Here is a 22,395-nt window from a genome sequence, read left to right as displayed (position 1 = left end):
CGTGAAAAATGCGCGCGATTGACGTCGTTTTTTGCGCGTTTTATTTATGTTTTAATCGCGTAAGTTTATCGACGCCACACAAGTCCAGGTCTGCACATTAGTAACGCAAGACCCCGATAGAAAAGGACAATTATGGCTGAAAATACCATCTCCATCACCGTAAACGAGGAACGCAAGGAGGTGGATGCAAGCTTCACTGGCGTTGAACTTTTCGCGGAAGATAAGAATATTATTGCCGTGCGTTTAAATGGCGAGTTGCGTGATTTGTACACGCCTCTTCATGACGGCGATACCGTGGAATCAGTAGCCCTTGATAGTGAAGATGGCATCGCAATCATGCGTCATTCCGCTACTCACGTGATGGCTCAAGCTGTTCAAGAAATTCGACCAGACGCAAAGTTGGGCGTAGGTCCTGTAATTAAAGACGGCTTCTACTATGATTTCGATGTTGATACTCCATTTACGCCAGACGATTTGAAGCAAATCGAAAAGCATATGCAGCGCATTATTAAAGAGTCTCAAAGCTTCCGTCGTCGCGTTGTAACTGAAGATGAAGCGCGCGCTGAAGAAGCAAATCAACCTTATAAGTTGGAGTTGATTGGGGATAAGGAAGCTGCTCTTGATCCGGCTGCTGCTGGCGAAATTAGCAAGCATGAGCTTAGCATGTACGACAATTTGGATCGCGAAGGCAATAAAGTTTGGAGCGATTTGTGCCGTGGACCTCATTTGCCAAACACTCGCTATATTAAGGCTTTTAAGCTTGAGCGTGTTGCTGCAGCTTACTGGCGTGGCTCGGAGCATAATCCTATGCTTCAGCGCATTTACGGAACTGCTTGGCCTAGCAAGGAAGAGCTTAAAGCTTATACAACTCGCATGGAAGAAGCTGCTAAGCGCGATCATCGTAAGCTCGGTCAAGAGATGGATTTGTTCTCATTCCCAGATGAGATTGGTCCAGGCTTAGCAGTGTTCCATCCAAAAGGTGCTGCAATTATTAACGCAATGGAAGATTATTCCCGCGAACAGCATCGCAAGCATCACTACAGCTTCGTACAAACTCCGCACATTACTAAGGGCGGCTTGTATGAGACTTCCGGCCACTTGCAGTGGTACAAGGATGGCATGTATCCTCCAATGAAGCTTGACGAAGAGCGCGACGAAAACGGTAACGTAACTCGCCAAGGTGCTGACTACTACTTGAAGCCAATGAACTGCCCAATGCATAACTTGATCTTCAAGTCTCGCCAGCGTTCTTATCGCGAGCTTCCTTTGCGCTTGTTTGAGTTTGGTACTGTGTATCGCTACGAAAAGTCTGGCGTTGTGCATGGGTTAACTCGTGTTCGTGGCTTGACTCAGGATGATTCGCATATTTACTGCACTCGCGAGCAAATGCGCGATGAGTTGAAGAGCTTGCTTAACTTTGTGCTTGGTCTTCTTAAAGACTTCGGTTTGAACGACTTCTACTTGGAGCTTTCCACTAAGGATGAGCACAAGTTCGTTGGTTCCGACGAGATTTGGGAAGAAGCAACTAATACTTTGGCAGAGGTTGCTAAAGAGTCTGGTTTGGAACTCGTGGACGATCCAGGTGGAGCTGCATTCTACGGCCCGAAGATTTCCGTGCAAGCTCGCGATGCAATCGGCCGCACTTGGCAGGTTTCTACTATTCAGCTCGACTTCAACTTGCCTGAGCGCTTTAAGTTGGAATACATTGCGGCTGACGGTAGCCACCAGCGTCCTGTGATGATTCACCGCGCACTCTTTGGCTCTATTGAGCGTTTCTTCGCTATTTTGCTTGAGCACTATGCAGGCGCATTCCCAGCATGGTTGGCTCCAGTCCAGGTGACTGGCGTTCCTGTTGCAGATGAGTTCGCTCCACACTTGCAAAAGTTGATTAGCGATTTGGAAGAGAATATGGTTCGTTGCGAAATGGACAACTCTGACGATCGCTTCGGCAAGAAGATTCGTAACGCTTCTAAGTCTAAAGTGCCTTTCACTTTGATTGCTGGCGAAGAGGATGTGAACAACAATGCTGTGAGCTTCCGCTTCCGCGATGGCAGCCAATTGAATGGCGTTCCTGTTTCGCAAGCTAAAGAGTGGATTTTGTCCATCATTAAGCAGCGCGTTCAGGTCAATACTGCAGAAGATTTTGAGCGCTACACTAAGTAGCATAAGCTATTTAAGTTATGTAACTTAAATAACGTTACTTAAGCAGCACAGTTTCGCTTGAAAACTAAATTGCAATAAATAAACGAAATAAGCAAAAGCCCACACTTCTTAAAGTTGTGTGGGCTTTTGTGTGTATTACAGCCGATTGACTAATATGGGATTGTTTATTGAACCCAAGTTTTATTTGCTTGATTACGCTAGGAAGGTTGCATTCAATGTTGGAATCATTACGCAGTGGGTTTAAGCGCACTATTTCTCCAATTGCAAAATTGCTAGTCCGATTAGGCATAAGTGCTAACTGTGTAACAATTGTCGGCACAATAGCTGTAGTTATTATTGCTTTTGTTACTGCTTTTACTAAACAGTTTGTTGTTGGCACTATATTTTTAACTATTTTTGTGCTTGCAGACAGTTTAGATGGTTCTGTTGCTGCTTTGACAACAGGCGGCACAAAATTTGGTGCATTTCTTGACTCAACTCTCGATCGCATTGCAGACTGGTCATTATTTTCCTCTGTATGCATTTGTTTGTATGAAGCTCACGAAAAAAATATGTGCACTTGGATTTCAACTTTGAATGGCAATGCAATAAAGTATGTAGGATTATTAAGCTGTTTGGTTGCTCTTATGGCAGCTTTCGTAACTTCATACACTCGCGCTCGCGGTCAGTCAATAAATGTAGATCCTAAAAAAGGTTTAATAACTCGTGCAGATAGAGTTGCCGTGATTCTTGTTGCTATGGGGCTTGTTGGTTTTACAAATCAACTTTTTTGGTTGAGTTTTGCTATGATTCTGCTTGCTGTTGGCGGTATTATTACAGTTTTCCAGCGTATTTTTGAAGTAAAGCATGGGCTTGATATAAAAGATAAATAAAATTTGTCGCGAAAGCGCAATAAAATCGTTTCGTTTGATTAACTGTACGTTTTAGGAGTATCATGTCAGGTCATTCCAAGTGGGCGACTACAAAGCACAAGAAGGCCGCTATCGACGCAAAGCGTGGCAAGCTTTTTGCCAAGCTTATTAAGAACATTGAAATTGCTGCACGTTTGGGTGGTGGCGATCCTGATGGTAACCCTACGCTGTACGATGCCATCGTTAAAGCCAAGAAGGCTTCCATGCCTGCTGACAACATCAAGCGCGCTGTAAAGCGTGGTTCTGGTGAAGAAGCTGGCGGCGCAAACTATGAAGAGATCGTTTACGAAGGTTACGCTCCTGCAGGTGTTGGATTGATTATTGAATGCCTTACTGATAACCGTAATCGTGCTGCCGCTGATGTGCGTTCAACTCTTACTAAGGGCAACGGTTCTTTGGCAACAAGCGGTTCCGTGAGCTTCAACTTCGAACGTAAAGGTTTGATTGAGGTTCCATCCGAAGGCGTTGACTATGATAAGCTTTTCGAAGTTGCAGCTGAAGCTGGAGCTGAAGATGTTGCTGATGATGGCGATGTTTATTCTGTTTACACCAATTCCAGTGATTTGGTAACTGTGCGTAAGGCTTTGCAGGAAGCTGGTTTCGACTATGATTCTGCAGATATCATTATGCATCCAAACAATGAGGTTGAATTAAGCTTCGAAGATGCTCAAAAGGTTTCTCGCTTAATCGATAATCTCGATGACTTGGACGATGTTCAGAATATTTACAGCAACTGGACCGCTTCAGATGAGGTTATGGCTCAGCTTGAGGAAGATGAATAGTCTCCTATGATGATTTTGGGCGTTGACCCCGGGCTTACTCGCTGCGGGGTCGGCGTGATTGAAGCCGGCGTCTCGCGTCGGCTTTCTTTTATTCACGTCGATGTGTTGAGGTCTGAGCCTGATCTTTCGCAAGATTTGCGACTTTTAAAGATTTATAACGGATTAGTTGAAAAAATTGAGCGTTTTTCGCCTGATACTGTGTCTATTGAACGTGTTTTTGCGCAAGAAAATCGAAATACTGTTCTTGGCACTGCACAGGTTGCTGGTATCGCAATGCTTGCTGCAGCTCAGCGCAATATTCCTGTTGCTTTACACACTCCTACTGAAGTTAAACTTGCTGTAGCTGGAAACGGAAAAGCTCAAAAACCTCAAGTAGAGCGCATGGTAGCGCGATTACTTGGTCTTAATGTTTTGCCTACTCCTGCTGATGCTGCCGACGCTTTAGCTCAAGCTATTTGTCATGCTCTTCGTCCTTCTGGTGCTTTGCAAGGTGGCGAGCGCGAGCAGCATCTAACTGCTGCACAGAAACAATGGGCTTTAGCTCAAGCTCAGGCGCGTAAATCTTCTTCTGTCGTTCGAGACATGTAGGATATTAATAGAACAGATGTTCTATTATAATTGTATTTGACTTTATGTGCTTTAAGTTATGAGTTTTTGTTAAGTAGGAGTGAGCTTATGATTGGAATGCTTGTTGGGCAAGTTGCGTCAATTGATGCTCGTTCTGCGCTTATTGTTGTTTCTGGAGTTGGCTACGAGACTTATATGCCTTCTCAAGATTTGTCTTCTTTGCATGAAGGGCAGGAAGTTCGCGTTTATACGTCGCTTCAAGTTTCGCAAGATGCTTTAACTCTTTATGGTTTTACAACTCAAGCTGCTAAACGAATGTTTTTGCAAGTGCAAAAAGTTAGTGGAATTGGTCCTAAAGTTGCTCTTTCTATGCTTTCAACTTTGAATGTTGATCGTCTTTTACAAGCTATTTCTGAGGGAGATGTAACTTCTCTTTCTTCTGCGCCTGGTTTAGGGAAAAAGGGTGCGCAGAAGATTATTTTGGAATTGAAGGGTTCTCTTGATCCTTCAATACTGGCAGATAGTTCTAATGATTCTACTCAATCTAATAAGCAGATTGTTGATTCTAGCGTGCAATGCGTCATAGAGGGTCTTGTTTCATTGGGTTGGAGACAAGTTGACGCTCAAAGAGCAGTTGAGCAAGTCTGTGCAGAGAATAATATTTCAACTCCTATATCTGATGCAGATTTGCCTAATGTCTTACGAATGGCATTAGCTTCACTTGATAGAGGTAGGTAATCATGTTTGTAAAGAATCTAGTATTGGGGGAGTTGAAGTGAGTGAAAAGTATGCTTCTGCGCTAAATACTGGTGTTGCTGAAGAATCCTTACGCATGGTTTCTTCAACTCCTTTAGGAAATGAGCAACTCAGTGATGAGGAGCTTCGTCCTCACGCATTAGAAGGTTTTATTGGCCAACCAGTTTTAAAAGCGCAATTGCAACTGTTTTTAGATGCTGCTAAAAAGCGTGATGTTGCGCCTGACCATATGTTATTGGCAGGTCCTCCTGGATTGGGAAAAACTACATTAGCAATGATTGTTGCTAATGAATTGCAAGTTCCTATTCGAATTACTTCAGGTCCTGCTATCCAGCATGCTGGAGATTTAGCTTCTATACTAAGCGCGCTTGATGCAGGTGAGGTGTTGTTTATTGACGAAATTCATCGTTTGCCTCGTGCTGCAGAAGAGTTGCTTTATATTGCTATGGAAGATTTTCGCGTTGACGTTATGGTGGGTAAAGGTCCTGGCGCCTCATCAATACCGTTAACTCTTCCTCGTTTTACCGTAGTGGGAGCTACTACTAGGGAAGGAATGTTGCCTTCTCCATTGCGTGCTCGTTTTGGTTTTACTGCTCATCTTGATTTTTATCCTCACGAAGAGCTTGAAAAACTTATTGAACGATCTGCTAAAGTCTTAGGGATTCGTCTTGTTGATCAAGCTGCTAAAGAGCTATCATTGCGCTCTCGTGGCACTCCTCGTATAGCGAATCGTTTGTTGAGGCGTGTCAGAGATTGGGCTATTGTGCATGATTTGTCAGAAGTAAATCATGAAGCTGTTGTTGAAGCGTTAGCTTTATACCAGATTGATACGCAAGGTCTTGATCGACTTGATATTGCAGTTTTGAAGGCTATGGTTTGTCAGTTTAACGGTGGACCGGTTGGTCTTAATAATTTAGCTGCAATGGTTGGTGAAGAAGCTGAAACTGTTGAAACAGTATGTGAACCATATTTAGTGCGTGAAGGATTCTTAATTCGCACTCCTAAAGGTCGTGTTGCAACTAGTAAAGCTTGGAAACATTTGGGCTTTAAAGAGCCTAGTAATGTCAGTGAGCTAGCTTAAAATAATTAACTTGGACGGCATTTCGACCGTCTTAGGGTTGGATACTTAAGGAGTTTACTTTGCCTCAATTTTTCCAGCAGTATGGCATGCTTATTATTCTCGTTGTAGCAATGGTTTGCATGATGATGTTCCAGACTCGCAATGCTAAGAAGCGTCAAGCTGAAATGCGTTCCTTCCATGAATCTTTGGAGCCAGGCACTGAAATTATTACAATTGGCGGCATTATCGGCAAGATTGTAAGCGTAGATACGCAGTATGAAGAGATTGTTATCGATTCAGAAGGTAGCTTGATGCGAGTATCTTTCCGCGCTGTAAACAGATTGTATGTGCGTCCAGCGTTTATTAGCGATGAAGAGGCAGAAGCTGCACAAGCAGAAGAAGCTAAGCAGGATGATGCAAATAAGTCTGTAAACGAAGATAACAAGCCAGTATCAGAATCTGCAGAATCTGAAAAGTAATAACTTTTATTCCATAAATTTATAATTTAATACTTAAGTCGTGATGTGTGAGTTAGCGCATGTCTCACACATCATGCGAATATGTGACATTCTTTCCATATTCCAATAACAAGTCTTGTGAAGAAAAGAACGTTAGAATTATGACAGCAACGGATATTACAGTGAAAACGTTGAAAACAGTAAGTAACGATGACGCCGCTTATCTTGCTTCTTTGATTCGTACCGTTCCAGGATTCCCCAATACTAGTATTATATTTCGTGATTTTCTTCCTATATTTTCAAATGCTCGCTCTTCGCGAATTCTTATTGATTCTTTGATTGATGCATTGCCTGTACCAGCTGATTCAATTGATTTGATTGCTGGGCTTGAAGCTCGAGGTTTTCTTTTTGGACCATTGTTGGCATCTCGGTTAGGCAAAGGTTTTCTTGCTATTCGTAAAGCTGGTAAGCTACCTCCTCCAGTTATTACTGAGTCGTACATGCTTGAGTATGGTCAGGCAAGTATTGAAATTGAAAACGACGCTATTAAGCCAGGTCAACGTGTGCTTATTGTTGACGATCTTATTGCAACTGGAGGCACTGCAAAAGCTGCTGCAAATATTGTCAAGCGCGCTCAAGGAATAGTTGCAGGTTTTAGTTTTGTTATTGAACTTACAGGTATTAGTGGAATGAGTGAGTTATGCGATTATCCTTGCAGTAGTTTAATTACTATGCCAGCTTAAAAGTTTATTATTATCGCTTATTATTAAAGTAATATCCTATTTAAAGCAATATATTGGTTTTGCACCTAAAAGAATTGAAAGGAAAAGGCATGGTTGAGAAACTTAAGTCATTCTTAATAAACATGTCTAAAGGTGTAATAACTCCTATTATTGTTATTTTTATTTTTTCTCTTACAATAGGTCTTTTCCTATCTCTCACACTTCTTGTGGTTTCTATCGAAGAGGGAGCAGGCAATCTTTCTGAATCTGCAATGTCTATGACTTGGGCTGTGTTTATGTTTGCTCAAGGCGTAGGTCTTACTTTTGGCAATTGCATTCTTACGATTATTCCTTTAGGTCTTACTTTTCTACTTATTGCAACACTTGTATGTTTAATTCGCCGTATTCGAGGTGGAGATATAGCATATTTTACTGGGCTTGTAGTCTGGGCTGTTATTAATGCGATACTTTCTCAAAATACGCATGTTACTTTACTGGATTCTACTTTTATTGTTGCTTGTAAATCTTCTTGTATTTATTTAATTTCTTTGCTTATAGCGGTTTTCCCAAGCAGCTCATTGTTTATGTCGTTAAAGCAGCGCTACAAGCAAATGTGCCCTGAGTATATTCAAAAAAATATTCGTATTACTAAGCGTACAGCAGTAATTTTATTTGGTTTATACGCTTTTATTGCGTTAATAACTGTTGTAGTTTGGGCTTGCACAAATTTTGGCTATGTTAATTCATATTTCAATAAATTAGGCATGCAAAATGGTTCTCGTATTCTTACAACTATTGCTTGCTTAGTTTGGCTGCCGAATATTGCTATTTGGGCATTATCTTGGATTTGTGGATCTGGATTTAATATTGGATCTGTTGCACACTTTACTTTAGCAGTTTCTCAGCGTAAATCTTTGCCTCCTATTCCGGTTTTTGGAATATTTCCTGATGCTATTGTTGATGTTATGCATCGCACTGTTTTTTACTCCATAGTTCCAATTTTCTGCTTTATTGTAATGCTTATAACTTTATTGCATAAAAGCGGCTGTGGCTTGCGTTTAAAAAATATTATTGACAAAACCGAGCGTGAGTCTTTTATGTTGAATGCTGTAGAAGCTGCAACTGATAGTGTAGGTGTATCCGCTTTAATTACAATTATGTGGACTGTTGTTTTCTCAATAGCAAATGGTTCATTGGGTGAATGTCGACTTTCTTATATTGGAGTTGACATTATTGAAAGTACTAGGGCTGTTGGTCATCTTACTCTATACGCTTCTGCTGTAGCATGGGTTATTTCGATTTTTAGTATCCTACTTATTTGTGGCGCGCGATATTGCTTTAATCTTATTGCTGCTAGTAAGTCGAATAAACCTGTAAAATCTGCAGAATTAATCGAAAATAAGACTAGTAATAAAAAGAATCAACCTTTGCCTTTGAAAAAAGCTGCTCCTAGGACGGTTTCATCGAAGGCTAAAAGAAAATAATTCCTCACTACTATTTTGGGAAGGAAGGCCGCCGTGCAACAGACACAGAGCAAAGAATCAAACGCAAATGTGCTGATAACCACAGGTGAAAAGCAAATTCGTAGAGTTCTTGTTTCAGTTTTTCATAAAGAGGGACTTGAAATATTAGCTGAAGCATTTAGAAAGGCTGATACTGAAGTAGTTTCAACCGGCTCTACTGCTGCTAAATTGGCTGAACTTGGCGTTCATGTTACTGAAGTTTCTGACGTTACTGGTTTCCCAGAAAGTCTTGATGGAAGAGTGAAGACTTTAGATCCGCATATTCACGCTGGAATTCTTGCAGATATGAGTAATGCTGATCATGTAAAGCAACTTGAAAAGTTAAACATAAAGCCGTTTGATGCTGTAGTAGTTAATTTGTATCCATTCGTAGACACTGTAATGAGCGGTGCTGATAGTGACGCAATTATTGAGAAAATTGATATTGGTGGACCTTCTATGATTCGTGCTGCAGCAAAGAATCATAAGTCTGTTGCTGTTATTACAGATCCTGCAGATTACCAGCTTTTAGCTAATAGAATCGTTTCAGGTGAAGGCTTTAATTTGCAAGAGCGCGAATATTTGGCTGGTAAAGCATTTGCTCATACAGCAGCTTACGATGCTTCTATATCTGAGTGGACAAGTAAAGCATGGCAGAAGCCTGAAAGTTTGAACACAAATGATGAAGAAGATAATCAAAATGCTGAAGCTGTGAAGCTTCCTGCAAACTACACGCGCACTTGGAGTTTAGAGCATACGCTTCGATATGGTGAGAATCCCCATCAGCAAGCAGGATTGTATTTAGATCCTTTGCATAAGGGTGGTTTGGCTCAGGCTGAGCTTCTTGGCGGAAAACCTATGAGCTACAACAATTATGTGGATGCGGATGCTGCTTGGCGTGCAGTTTGGGATTTTGCTCCACAAATTGCGGTTGCTGTTTGCAAGCATAATAATCCTTGCGGCTTGGCAATAGGCACGACTGCAGTAGAAGCGCACAAAAAAGCTCATGCTTGCGATCCTGTAAGTGCTTACGGTGGTGTGATTGCTGCAAACACTACTGTGACTTTGGAAATGGCAGAAAGTGTGCGCCCAATTTTCACAGAGGTTATTGTGGCTCCAGACTATGAGCCTGAAGCTTTGGAATTGCTTCGCACTAAGAAAAAGAATCTTCGCATTTTGAAGGTTGCAACCCCGCCAGTCTTAGATTTGCAAGTTCATCCTATTGACGGTGGTGCTTTAGTTCAGTCTGCAGATAAGATTGATGCAGTTGGTGATAATCCTGAAAACTGGACGCTTGTTTCTGGAGATCCTGCTGATGCTGACACTTTGCGTGATTTGCAATTTGCCTGGCGTTCGCTTCGTTGTGTAAAGTCTAACGCAATTCTACTTGCGCATGATAATGCTACTGTTGGCATTGGTATGGGGCAGGTTAATCGCGTGGATTCGTGCCATTTGGCTGTTGAACGTGCGAATACTTTGGCTGATGGTGCTGAACGTGCTCGCGGAGCTGTTGCGGCTTCGGATGCTTTCTTCCCATTTGCTGACGGTCCGCAAATTTTGATTGAAGCTGGCGTTCGTGCGATCGTGCAGCCTGGTGGCTCTATTCGCGACGAAGAAGTGTTCGAAGCTGCGCGCAAAGCTGGTGTAACGATGTACACTACCGGTACTCGTCACTTCTTCCACTAAAATTGCTTTAGCTAAGATTCATAGACAAATAAATTAATCAATATTATGGATGCAGCGCTTGTGTACTTCAAGCGCTGCATCTTTGTGTTAGTGCATAAAACAACTTATGTTTTCTTATCGCGGAGCAGGTATGATACAAGTATGACAGATAGTGAGCATCAGACTAGAAGTGCTAAAACGGAGCATCCGTACGTGTCGGAAAAACGTGAGGGTAAGCCTTATGCTGAATGGATTGTAGCAATTATTATTGCACTTTGCGCATTATTGGCATTTATAGGATATGTAAAAGCCGCCACAGTTGTTATTTCTGTGACGGCTGTACTTCTAGGAGTTATGCGCTTAATTATGCGTCAGCGTAGCCCTTGGAAAGTTCGCTCAGTTGGCTTTGATTCTTTCATAAGTATTACGCTCGGCATAGGTTTGTTTATAACATACGCTTCAATTATATTTTTGCTATAACTTTATTTTTAAAGATTGTTCGCAACGTTATTGTCAGATACGTTTTGAACGTACTCATAGCTCATATCTGGCGCTGCAGGAGCATCTGCTTTTGTGTCTGCAAAATTTTGTATTGGTGCAGGATTTGTTTCATTTGATACAGCAAGTTTTTGTGCTGAGTTTGAAAGAAGCTTTGTTAATAGCAAAACTAGGCTAACAAGCGCTGCAGCAAAAATTGGAGCAATCCAGAATACCCACAATTGACTTAGTGGTTTAACTTCCAAATCATGAGAGTTTGCGAATAATGCGATGCCGGTAGAACGCGCAGGATTCAAACCAGCTCCTGTAATTTGATACGTAATGAAAGCGCCAGCTGCGTATGCAATACCGATGTGTGTTGCATAACCGCATTTAGTATTACCTTCATGGTCTGTGCTGCGCAATGCAGTGGCAACAATCAAAATAACAGCAATAACTTCAACTAATAACGCAGATACTATTCCGAAAGACAAGTTTATTTCTTTTAGTTGACGTGCAGAAAGGGATGCCTTTTCGAATCCGTTTACTATTGAAACAAACCAATACTTTTTGTCAAAACCTGAGCCTTGACCAACTTGTGACGGATCAATGCTTGAATCCTGCTGAGGAATAATAAGAATAAACAATCCTGCAGCTGCAATAGCACCAAGAACTTGGGCAACAATGTAGCATAATCCTGCAGTGTATGAAGTGCGTCCAGTAAGCATCGAAGCAACTGTTACTGCAGGGTTAAGGTGGCCCCCAGAAACTTTAGATGCAATATATGTCGCTGCAGCATAAGCGATACCAGTGCCGGCGGCAATCATTAAAACGTTGATTCCGTACATTACGGTAGTAAGAGAATAAAAAGTGTAAACAACGAACATCGCTAAAGCTGTAGCAATAAATTCAGTACCAATACGAACAATAAGTGGCGCAGCAGTTTTAGTTGTGCTGCACGGTGTATCTGTAGTTTTAATCATAATTTTCCTTAATTTTAGTTGTGCCGCTTTGTTAATGATTGCAACACAATGAAACCTAGGCTATACTATCACGGCTATGCCATACGGTAACATAGGAAGACGTGGTGTTTTTGATTTATTGCAAATTTAATAAATTACCACATAAATTAGTAAATTAATGAGTAATGAATTGCTTATATTGCGTATTCTTAAGTAAATTCTGGCGCAAATATGTATGTAATTCTTTAGGTCACGTTGGGAGAACGATGCCAAACGCATATTCCCGCGCCAATCAGGCGCATTCAGATGACAACAACGCCATTCGACTGCAGAAGCTGCTTGCTGAAGCGGGATTTGGTTCAAGACGTAAGTGTGAAGAGATTATTCTTGACGGGCGTGTTGAAGTAGACGACGAATTGGTTACAACACTTGGTACTCGAGTAGATCCAAAACGTCAAAAAGTGCGCGTTGATGGATCTCGCGTAAAGTTCAACACAAAGCTAGTAACGCTCGCATTGCATAAGCCTAAGCGAGTTCTTAGCGCAATGGACGATCCAAAAGGTCGCTTTACTTTAAGAGATATTGTTGGAGACAAGTACGAGCGAATTTTCCACATGGGACGCTTGGATTACGATTCTGAAGGTCTTATTTTAATGACCAACGATGGCGAGCTAAGCCAGCACGTAATGCACCCAAAGTATGAGGTTGAGAAAACTTATATTGCAACTGTTGAAGGCAAAATCAACGGTATGGTTTGCCGCCGCTTGGTTTCACAAGGTGTAAATCTTGAAGATGGTTGGATTAAGCTCGACCGTTGCGCAATAATCGATCAGAATCACGACACAACCATGGTAAAAGTTGTGTTGCATTCTGGCAAAAATCGTATTGTTCGCAGGATTTTTGGAGCCGTAGGATACCCTGTAAAGCGTCTTGTTCGTACGCAAATTGGCCCTATTAAATTGGGTGACTTAAAAGCTGGATCGTATCGCGTGCTTTCTCAAACAGAAGTGCGCTCGCTTTCTAAGGAGGTTGGCCTGTGATTTGTGTAGCAATTGATGGACCAGCAGGAGTAGGTAAGTCTTCTACTTCTCGTGCTTTAGCGCAATACTATGGTTTTGCGTATTTAGATACGGGTGCAATGTATAGAGCTGCTGCTTGGTGGTGCTTGAAGCAAGGTATTGATTTAAGCACGCAACTTGAATTGGATGAAGAAGGAAATCCTGTAAATCCAGCGGATGCTGAACGTTTTAATCAAATTATTGAAGCTGTTGGAGCCTTATTTACTGAAAGTGACGCTGACTTTAGTGTTGATCCTAAGAATCCTGTAGTGACTGTTGAAGGTGAGGATATTAGCGAAGAATTGCGTTCCAGCGAAGTTTCTTCGCATGTGTCTACTGTATCTTCGATTCCTGCAGTTCGCCGTATGCTTATTGCTGCTCAGCGTGCGTATATTGCTTCAGAGTCAGATGAAGATTCTTTCTCTAAAGGTGAGGGAATAGTTGCAGAAGGACGCGATATTACTACTGTTGTTGCTCCTAATGCTCAAGTTCGAGTGCTTCTTACTGCACGCGAAGAAGTGCGTCAAGCTCGCAGAAACAAGCAGAATATTGCGCAAGAAAATTTGCAAAATAATGAATCTAAAAATAATGAATCTGAAGAAGACGATATTCGCGCTCGTGATGCTAAAGATGCTAAAGTTACGCATTTTCTTCAAGCAGCAGACGGTGTTACAACGCTCGATAATTCTGATTTGACTTTTGAGCAGACTCTCGATGCTCTTGTTGAAATGGTTGACGCTGCAATTGAGCAGGATGAGTATGACCGTTATGCTGCTAATCTTGAAGGCTACGATCTTGACGATGAAGATCGTGCGCTTCTTCGAGGCGACGAAGTAAGTCAAGACGATGCAAAAGACTCTAAAGCTGTTGGAGTAATCGCCATTATAGGTCGACCAAACGTTGGAAAATCAACGCTGGTAAATCGTATTTTGGGTCATCGTGTAGCTGTTGTAGAAGATACTCCAGGTGTTACGAGAGATCGCGTAAGCTACGACGCTGAGTGGGCTGGGACCAACTTCAAGCTTGTTGACACTGGCGGCTGGGAAGCAGATGTTGAAGGTATTGATTCTTCTATTGCTCAACAAGCGCAAGTAGCAGTGCGTTTAAGCGATGCTGTGATTTTCCTAGTAGATGGTCAAGTTGGTTTAACAGCTACAGACGAGCGTATTGTTTCAATGCTTCGCGCTGCAGGTAAGCCTATTACTCTGGCAGTTAACAAAGTTGACGACGCTAGAAGCGAGTATTTGACTGCAGAGTTTTGGAAGCTCGGAATGGGTGAGCCTTACGGAATTTCTGCAATGCACGGCAGAGGCGTTGGAGATTTGCTTGATGCAGCGCTCAATTCTTTGAAGAAAGCGAATAAAACTTCAGGATTCTTAACTCCAGAAGGACTTCGCAGAGTTGCTTTAGTAGGTCGTCCAAACGTTGGTAAGTCTTCGCTTTTGAATCATTTAGCTCATGAAGAGCGATCTGTTGTAAACGATTTGGCTGGAACTACTCGTGACCCTGTTGATGAGGTTGTGCGAGTTGACGGCGAGGATTGGCTGTTTATTGACACTGCTGGTATTAAGCGCAGACAGCACAAGCTTACGGGTGCTGAATACTATTCTTCACTTCGTACGCAAGCTGCGATTGAACGCTCGGAACTTGCTTTGATTCTTTTCGATTCTTCCCAGCCGATTGCAGAGCAGGATTTGAAAGTTATGAGCCAGGCTGTAGACGCGGGTCGAGCAATCGTACTTGTGTTTAACAAATGGGACTTGATGGACGAATTTTCCAGACAGCGCATGGAACGCTTATGGAAAACTGAGTTTGAGCGCGTAACTTGGGCTGAGCGCGTAAATCTTTCCGCAAAAACAGGATGGCATACGAATCGTCTTGCGCGCGCTATGCGAACAGCTTTAGACAGCTGGGATAAGCGCATTCCTACAGGCAAGCTCAACGCTTTCTTAGGGCGTATTCAGTCTGCTCATCCGCATCCTTTGCGAGGCGGAAAGCAAGCGAGAATCTTGTTTGCTACGCAAGCTTCTACGCGCCCACCGCGTTTTGTAATATTCACAACTGGCTTCTTAGAGCACGGATACCGTCGCTTTATTGAGCGTTCTCTTCGAGAAGAGTTTGGATTCGAGGGAACTCCTATTCAAATCTCTGTAAAAGTACGAGATAAGAAGAAGCGCAAGTAAAGCGCAAATAAAGCGTGATTAAATCAAAGTAAGTTAGGGTTAAGTAAAGTAGGAGCGTATATGGCTGGTTTGGGCGAGTTAGCTTTCGATTTGCATCATGCTAGCGAAGATGAGATTTTTCAAGCATTTGTTGATTGGGTTAAAGATAACAAACATGTAGATTTGTGGCCGCATCAAGAAGAATCCGTTATGGATTTGCTTGCAGGAGACCACGTTATTTTAAACACTCCAACAGGTTCTGGAAAGTCGCTTGTCGCGCTCGGTATGCATTTCGCGGCGCTCGCCACCGGCAGACGCTCCTACTATACTGCGCCAATTAAAGCTCTTGTATCCGAAAAATTCTTCGATTTAGTAGCTATTTTTGGACGTGACAACGTTGGTATGATTACAGGCGACTCGCATATTAATGCAGATGCTCCAATAATCTGCTGCACGGCGGAAATCTTAGCAAATCAAGCTCTGCGTGAAGGCGCAAACGCTGAAGTCGATTGCGTTGCAATGGACGAATTTCACTACTATGGAGATCCAGAGCGCGGATGGGCTTGGCAAGTTCCGCTACTTACACTTCCAAATACGCAATTCTTACTTATGAGCGCAACTCTTGGAGACGTAACGGATATTGCGGAACGCTTAGAAAAATCAACAAAAAGAAACGTCGATATTATTGCAGACGCTCCAAGACCAATCCCGCTCGAATACGAGTACACAGATAAGCCGCTTGCAACAACTGTAGAACTCTTATTTAACAAGGGTTTAACGCCAATTTACGTAGTTCATTTTTCGCAAGACGCAGCTCTTGAAACAGCGCAAGCGCTCGCAAGTACTGGAGTTTCAAGCAAAGAGCAGCGAGACAAAATTGCTCAAGCCATTAAAGGTACTAAATTCACTACAGGTTTCGGCAAAATTTTGCAAAGGCTACTGCGCACTGGTGTAGGCGTACATCATGCTGGCATGCTTCCGCGCTACCGTAGGCTTGTCGAACAGCTCGCTCAGCTTGGACTTCTACCAGTTATTTGCGGCACAGACACTCTCGGCGTTGGCATTAATGTGCCAATTCACTCGGTTGTGCTTACAGCTCTTACAAAATTTGATGGGAATCGTAGTAGAAAGCTTCGCGCTCGCGAGTTTCACCAAATTGCAGGACGTGCAGGCAGAATGGGATTCGATACTGAGGGCTTAGTAGTTGCAGAGGCTCCAGAGTTCGAGATTGAGAATGCGCGCGCTGTTGCAAAAGCTGGAAATGATCCTAAAAAGCTTAAAAAAGTTAAGCGTAAGAAAGCTCCAGAAGGCTTTGTTGTTTGGGGCGAGCCGACATTTACTAAGCTTATTGAAAGCGCTCCCGAAACTTTGAATCCTCACATGGTTGTAACGCATTCAATGATTTTGAACGAAGTTACGCAAGGTGGGGATGCTAGAGCGCGCGTTGAAAAACTTATTGAAGATAGTGCACAAAGGCCACAAGATAAAGAAAAATTGCTTGAGCGTTGTGATGATATTTTCCAGACTTTGCTCGATACTCAAGTCATTGAATGTAGAGAGCGCGTTGACGGTTCTTGCGATTATGATCTTGATGTTGCTATGCCAGACGGTTTTGCGCTAGATCAGCCGCTTTCTCCATTCTTACTCGCAGCTTTGGAACTTCTAGACCCAGAATCTCCAAGCTATGCGCTTGACGTAATTTCCATGGTTGAAGCAACTCTGGATGATCCTAAGCCTGTTCTTCGTGCTCAAGAGCGCAAAGCACGCGATGCTGCAATGGCTGGTATGAAGGACGATGGCATTGACTATGAGGAGCGCATGGAACGCTTAGCTGAAGTTAGCTATCCTAAGCCTCTTGAAGACTTACTAGCTCCTGCTTTTGCGCAATATCGCAAGGATGTGCCGTGGGCGAACGACTACTGGATTAAGCCTAAATCTGTGCTTCGAGACATGGTTGAAACAGCATCTGATTTTACTGGATACATTTCTCGTTATGGCATTGCTAGAAGTGAGGGAACGCTTCTTCGTTACCTTTCGGACGCTTACCGTTCTCTTGCGCGCACTGTGCCTGAAGATATGCTTAACGAAGAATTGCGTGATATTATTTCGTGGCTTCGTCTTGTTGTGCGCTCTATTGATTCAAGTCTTGTTGACGAGTGGGAGAGTGCTGGAGGATCGGATGCTGAAGCTAGCGCTGTAACTACGGCTGCGCCTTCAACTTCTGAGTCTGTAGTTGAGGATCGTCGTGGACTTATTGTGTTGATTAGAAACGCAATGTTTCGTCGCGTGCAGCTTATGGATTTGGAAGATGCGGATACTTTAGGAGAGCTTGACAAAGCTTGGGGTTACGGCGTTCACGAGTGGAATGATGTGCTTGACGACTATTACGATGAGCACGAGTATGTTGGAATAGATGCTAAGGCTCGAAGTGGCGACTTGTTTATTTTGGATGATTCGCTTGAGAAAAGTGAACATTCGTGGAAAGTTCGGCAGATTATTGACGATTCAGACGGGGATCATAATTGGGCTATTACTGGCGTTGTCGATTTAGATACAACTCAAGACGAAGGTGAAGTTGTGTTCTTTGATTACCAAGTTTCGCATGTGTGATTTTTAAAATGTGCTAACGGAATGCAAAACACAGAATGCAAAATGCAATCGAACGTTTGTTCTATATGTAGTGTAAGCTGGTATTTATGGAGCAGGATTTATTTGCAGCAAGTAGCGCGCCGAGTGATGTGACTCGTCCGTTGGCAGTGCGTATGCGCCCGAGCAGTATTGAAGACGTGCTAGGGCAGTCGCATGCTCTAAAAGAAGGTTCTCCTTTGCGTAGGCTTGCAAATCCGCAATCTAAAGGTTCTCTTACTGCTCCAAGTTCTGTTGTGTTGTTTGGTCCTCCGGGAGTTGGCAAAACTACGCTCGCTTATATTGTTGCTCGTCAGTCTGGTCGCGTGTTTGAAGAACTTTCTGCTGTAACTTCTGGAGTTAAAGACGTTCGTGCGGTACTTGATCGCGCGCATGAGCGTTTAGTTAGTAATGGTCAAGAAACAGTTTTATTTATTGACGAAGTTCACCGTTTTTCTAAATCTCAGCAGGATGCTTTGCTTCCAAGCGTTGAAAATCGCGACGTAACTTTTATTGGAGCTACTACCGAAAACCCAAGCTTTTCAATTATTAAGCCGCTACTTAGTAGATCAGTAGTTGTTAAACTTGAGTCACTTAGCGTTGAAGATTTGCATACTCTTATAGAACGTGCGCTAACTAGCGAAAATGGTCTTAATAATCAGCTTAAAATCGACGATGACGCAATAGATTCTATTATTCGCTTAAGCGGGGGAGACGCTCGCAAAACTCTCACTATTTTAGAGGCGGCTGCAGGAGCAGTAACAGGAGATGTTGCGTTACAGCATGGCAAAAAGAAGCCTGTAATTACTGCTGATATTGTTTCTAACGTAATGGATACTACTACAGTTCGTTACGACAAAGACGGCGACGATCATTATGATGTGATTTCTGCTTTTATTAAGTCGATGCGCGGAAGTGATGTTGACGCTTCTTTGCATTATTTAGCGCGAATGCTTCGAGCTGGTGAAGACCCGCGTTTTATTGCAAGGCGAATTATGATTGCTGCTGCCGAAGAAGTTGGTATGGCAGCTCCGCAAATTTTGCAAGTAACTGTTGCAGCAGCTCAAGCAGTTGCTTTAATCGGCATGCCAGAAGCGCGTATTATTCTTTCGGAAGCTGTGATTGCTGTAGCAACCGCTCCTAAATCAAACGCAAGCTACAATGCTATTAATCAGGCTTTGCAAGATGTTGATGCTGGAAATATTGGTCAAGTTCCTCTTCATTTGCGTAACGCTCCAACTGCTTTGATGAAAAGTTGGGGAAACCATGACGGGTACAAGTATGCTCACGATTATCCGGGTGCTGTAGCATCCCAACAGTACATGCCAGATGAGCTAGTTGGTTGCGAATACTATCAGCCGTCGAATCGCGGCTACGAGCACGAGATTTCGCAACGTTTATCTCAAATCCGTGCCATTCTTCATGAATCTAACAAATAAATAAGTGCTGTGTTTGTTATTGCATCTTTGTGTTTATCAGACAGTGTAACTAGAATCGTGTGTAGATATTTCACTTAAGAGGGATTTGCTGTGTTAAAAACTCGGTAAGTGCGAGCACAGTTAAGAGAGGGAATTATGGCATTTTGTGAAAATTGTGGAAATAAACTAGAGCAGAATAGTAAGTTTTGTGATTCATGTGGCAATGTTGTTGCAAATTATTCGGACGTTGCGAATGAAAATTATAATGTGCCACCTGTAAAAGAAACTTATACTCAGCCTGGGTATATTGCAAAAAGTAGTAGCGAGAAATCTTTTGCTAAATCAAAGCAATTTAAACTACTGATTGCTTCAATTGTTACTGTAGTACTTGTTATTGCTGCTGCGGTTGCGTTTATGGTATTTTATTTACCTTCACAAAGTAGTCATACTGTTCTTATTCCTAAAGCTAGTGCATTAAAAAGTGCGCCATTGCAAAAAACTGTAGACGATCTACGTAAGCAGGGTGTGAAAGTTATTATTGTTAAAGAGTTTTCTTCTGTTAAACGTGGTGGTTTTGTTCGTTTTACTAATGTTCGTCCTGGTCAACGTGTGCAAAGTTCATCGCATGTTACTGTTATAGAATCTAAAGGTCCTGGAATTCCTAAAAAGGGAGTAGTAGGTCAACCTCTCGAAAAAGCTAAGAAAATAGCTGAATCTATGGGTGTTCCTGTTGAAACATACAACATTATTTCTACTAATACTGGAAAAGTTATTGCAACTGATCCAATGCCAGGCTTCCCAGTTTCGAGCGGAAGTAGTGATGATGGTGTGATTCGTATTGCTGTTGGAGTTAAAGACAAAGGTATTCCTGCAGACTTGTTCGGCATGGATAAAGACGAAGCAGTAAATAAGTTGCGAGATTTAGGATTGAAAGATGTTTCATTGCACCCGCATTTCTCGTCAGAAAAGAATCTTGGTAAGATCATTTCTTCTAAGCCTGCTTTAGGTACAAAGTTTTCAGGTGGGCATGTTGACTTGTACTACGGTGTTGACGCTTCTGAAACCAAAAATGTGATGACAGAAAATGATCCTTATGACAAAACTATTATGTATGCGACTAATGCGTCTCCTGTTATTGGCACTTGGTGTACTAATGATGGCGACTGTATTGAGCTTCAGAAACATGATTATCCTAAAGATAATCCGGACTATATGTTTTTGCAGCTTCCTACCGATCCTAAGTATCCTGATGATTCTCATTTCTATGAGTATTTAACTTTTGGTAATGGTGCTCATGAGATTGGCGGATTGGTATTTTATAAGGATAATAATAAAAACAAAGACAGTCAGATGAAGAATCATTTGATTGTTGGAGATACTGGCGCCTTTGAACTTTATCGTGGAATGGGATTGCCATATTGTGGTGAAACAGCTAATGACAATATTGGCAATATGTGTGTTAATGGTAAGTGGGTTGACGCGTTTGAACCTCCTGAAGACATTAAACAATATGGAAGCCCTGATAAAATTCCTGGCTATTGGAAAGACTCTTCGTTTAGAATGCGCGACTTCTTCCTTGTAGTTCCAGTTCATGCAAATCTTAATAAGATTGAATCTTCTGGCTATTTTGAAGGAAAAGGCAATAAAAAGCCAGATACTACAAGACCGTTTATTTTACGCAGAAATCCGAAACTGTATTCTAAAACAACTGTTGATGCTGAGCCTTACAAAGGTGCAATAGAAGATAACCCGTTCGTGCCAACAGTTAAGCACAAGGCTGTTCCATTTAAGCCTGCTCCAGACGATAGTGTTGCATACTACTTGGTTGAAAAGCCTTTCGACTGGAGTAAGCTTCCTGAACGTGACTAAAGGTTTTAAATAAATCGAAAGTAGATATGTTGTCTATGAAAAAGAATAGTGATTTTCTGTATTATTGCGTATCGACTGTTGTGCTTATATGCTGGCTTACTGCTTGCGTTGTGTATACTCTTTTTGCTGCAGATACCTTACAAAACAGCGGCTTTTCGTTGAAAAGTATTACCAGCAATAGCATAATAAGCACAATCACAAAACCGCATACTCGCAGTACTGACGATATTCTTTCTCAAGCTGGTAAAGAATACAAAAAGGTGCTTGAAACTTCATCGTATGTTTCAAATAAATTCCCGCAGGATTTCGAATATTATTATGATTTGTGGGATATTGATAACGATAATATTCCAGAAATGATTGTTATTGCTACAAATGAATATAATAATAACTCTAACAAGTGTATTCATGTATTTTCATTTAAGAATGGCAAGTTAGTTAAATATCCAGAAATTATAGATAATGCGCATGATGAAAATGAGAATTCAGGTACAATATATTTTGATCCGCACCATAAAGGAATTGTAATTCTGCGTGCTATTGAAAAAAATTCGCCTAATGTTTTCCCGTGGATTAAAACAATCTATAAGCTGAATGAAGGCAACTTTACCAATACTAGGTCTATTGTTTATCACCCATTAGATAAAGATAATACATACGATCCAGTTCCTGGAACTGGTGAGATAAGTAAATTATTACATCCAACTTTTGTGTCAGTTGATGATTTTACTGATATTAATATGATGATTAATGCTAAAAACTTGACTCAAGCTCAGCGTAAGCATAATAAGCTTGTTCAACTTTGGCGCGAGAAAGGTTATCAAGTATTTACTGGAACTGTAAAAATATTAAATGTTGATGAAGCATATGATTTTCCTGGAACTACACCAAATAATACTGGTAATAAAGACAATGTTCTGGAAGAAAATAAAGATAATATTTATACGGTATTAGTATTCGATAGAAAGATGTCTGTTGGAGGATTTTGTAATGGTACAGATTGTGGAGTAATGCAAACGCGCAATGATCTTAATAATATTTTGGTTACGATGAAGATCTCTAAATCAAATGAAAGCAATAGGTTTGAAAAATATAATAACAAAAAAATTACTATTGCTGCTCAATATGGGGATGATGGATCAAATTGGCTGGAACTTCCAGCAGGTCAGTCAACAGTTAGTGGCGTACAAATCATTGACGAATAGCAAGCTACTATAAAATTAAGCTCCATGAATGTT

At 41.8% G+C, this 22,395-nt stretch carries 18 protein-coding genes; 17 read left to right on the top strand and 1 reads right to left on the bottom strand.

The features are described from left to right. Positions 1–132 precede the first annotated feature (132 nt). The 11 genes from thrS to HXT50_RS02035 all read left to right on the top strand — a co-directional run bounded on the left by thrS (position 133) and on the right by HXT50_RS02035 (position 11,066). Positions 133–2,163, top strand: coding sequence for a threonine--tRNA ligase (gene thrS / locus HXT50_RS02085; RefSeq protein WP_101886057.1), 2,031 nt, complete (start codon positions 133–135; stop codon positions 2,161–2,163). Positions 2,164–2,378: 215 nt separating this feature from the next. Further along, complete coding sequence (locus HXT50_RS02080) at positions 2,379–3,035, top strand: CDP-alcohol phosphatidyltransferase family protein (protein ID WP_004574317.1); 657 nt, start codon at positions 2,379–2,381, stop codon at positions 3,033–3,035. A gap of 62 nt (positions 3,036–3,097) precedes the next feature. Next, a complete protein-coding gene (locus tag HXT50_RS02075) occupies positions 3,098–3,856 on the top strand; it encodes a YebC/PmpR family DNA-binding transcriptional regulator (RefSeq protein WP_004106544.1) in 759 nt (252 codons plus the stop codon). 6 nt (positions 3,857–3,862) lie between these two features. Continuing rightward, a complete protein-coding gene (gene ruvC, locus HXT50_RS02070) occupies positions 3,863–4,444 on the top strand; it encodes a crossover junction endodeoxyribonuclease RuvC (RefSeq protein ID WP_004106546.1) in 582 nt (193 codons plus the stop codon). A gap of 87 nt (positions 4,445–4,531) precedes the next feature. After that, positions 4,532–5,161 carry a Holliday junction branch migration protein RuvA gene (ruvA, locus tag HXT50_RS02065; RefSeq protein ID WP_064340661.1) on the top strand — a complete coding sequence of 210 codons (630 nt, stop codon included), beginning with the start codon at positions 4,532–4,534 and terminating at the stop codon, positions 5,159–5,161. 94 nt (positions 5,162–5,255) lie between these two features. Then, a complete protein-coding gene (gene ruvB, locus HXT50_RS02060; protein WP_217428681.1) occupies positions 5,256–6,260 on the top strand; it encodes a Holliday junction branch migration DNA helicase RuvB in 1,005 nt (334 codons plus the stop codon). A gap of 59 nt (positions 6,261–6,319) precedes the next feature. Continuing rightward, positions 6,320–6,718 (top strand): preprotein translocase subunit YajC, encoded by a 399-nt coding sequence (yajC, locus tag HXT50_RS02055; protein ID WP_004574313.1) that lies wholly within the window; start codon positions 6,320–6,322, stop codon positions 6,716–6,718. Positions 6,719–6,858: 140 nt separating this feature from the next. After that, positions 6,859–7,440: an adenine phosphoribosyltransferase gene (locus HXT50_RS02050; protein ID WP_064340745.1), complete on the top strand. Its 582-nt coding sequence runs from the start codon at positions 6,859–6,861 to the stop codon at positions 7,438–7,440. 89 nt (positions 7,441–7,529) lie between these two features. Then, complete coding sequence (locus HXT50_RS02045; protein ID WP_004574309.1) at positions 7,530–8,903, top strand: DUF6350 family protein; 1,374 nt, start codon at positions 7,530–7,532, stop codon at positions 8,901–8,903. A gap of 33 nt (positions 8,904–8,936) precedes the next feature. Further along, a complete protein-coding gene (gene purH, locus HXT50_RS02040) occupies positions 8,937–10,607 on the top strand; it encodes a bifunctional phosphoribosylaminoimidazolecarboxamide formyltransferase/IMP cyclohydrolase (protein WP_421776965.1) in 1,671 nt (556 codons plus the stop codon). A 141-nt stretch (positions 10,608–10,748) separates the two neighbouring features. Then, positions 10,749–11,066 (top strand): DUF3017 domain-containing protein, encoded by a 318-nt coding sequence (locus HXT50_RS02035; protein ID WP_421776964.1) that lies wholly within the window; start codon positions 10,749–10,751, stop codon positions 11,064–11,066. Positions 11,067–11,074: 8 nt separating this feature from the next. Here the strand turns inward: HXT50_RS02035 and HXT50_RS02030 are convergent, their stop codons facing one another. After that, positions 11,075–12,046, bottom strand: a complete 972-nt coding sequence (locus tag HXT50_RS02030) for an MIP/aquaporin family protein (protein ID WP_004106561.1) — start codon at positions 12,044–12,046, stop codon at positions 11,075–11,077. Positions 12,047–12,291: 245 nt separating this feature from the next. On the opposite strand from HXT50_RS02030, the gene HXT50_RS02025 reads away from it, so the two are divergent. The 6 genes from HXT50_RS02025 to HXT50_RS02000 all read left to right on the top strand — a co-directional run bounded on the left by HXT50_RS02025 (position 12,292) and on the right by HXT50_RS02000 (position 22,362). Then, positions 12,292–13,065: a pseudouridine synthase gene (locus HXT50_RS02025; protein WP_004106562.1), complete on the top strand. Its 774-nt coding sequence runs from the start codon at positions 12,292–12,294 to the stop codon at positions 13,063–13,065. Then, complete coding sequence (der, locus tag HXT50_RS02020) at positions 13,062–15,266, top strand: bifunctional cytidylate kinase/GTPase Der (protein ID WP_101886053.1); 2,205 nt, start codon at positions 13,062–13,064, stop codon at positions 15,264–15,266. The genes HXT50_RS02025 and der overlap by 4 nt, the downstream gene beginning before the upstream one ends. A 60-nt stretch (positions 15,267–15,326) precedes the next feature. After that, positions 15,327–17,855, top strand: coding sequence for a DUF3516 domain-containing protein (locus HXT50_RS02015; protein ID WP_174163884.1), 2,529 nt, complete (start codon positions 15,327–15,329; stop codon positions 17,853–17,855). Positions 17,856–17,941: 86 nt separating this feature from the next. Beyond that, positions 17,942–19,309, top strand: a complete 1,368-nt coding sequence (locus HXT50_RS02010) for a replication-associated recombination protein A (protein ID WP_064340532.1) — start codon at positions 17,942–17,944, stop codon at positions 19,307–19,309. 135 nt (positions 19,310–19,444) lie between these two features. After that, positions 19,445–21,157: a PASTA domain-containing protein gene (locus tag HXT50_RS02005; RefSeq protein WP_415706167.1), complete on the top strand. Its 1,713-nt coding sequence runs from the start codon at positions 19,445–19,447 to the stop codon at positions 21,155–21,157. Positions 21,158–21,192: 35 nt separating this feature from the next. Continuing rightward, the gene (locus HXT50_RS02000; protein ID WP_421775653.1) at positions 21,193–22,362 is read left to right on the top strand and encodes a hypothetical protein; all 1,170 of its coding nucleotides are present in this window, start codon (positions 21,193–21,195) and stop codon (positions 22,360–22,362) included. Positions 22,363–22,395 lie beyond the last annotated feature (33 nt).

The organism is Gardnerella sp. KA00243 (genome assembly GCF_049244105.1).
Classification (GTDB): Bacteria; Actinomycetota; Actinomycetes; order Actinomycetales; family Bifidobacteriaceae; genus Bifidobacterium; species Bifidobacterium leopoldii.
The sequence above is the reverse complement of the archived record's forward strand: the minus strand, read 5'-3'. Positions and strand labels throughout refer to the sequence as shown.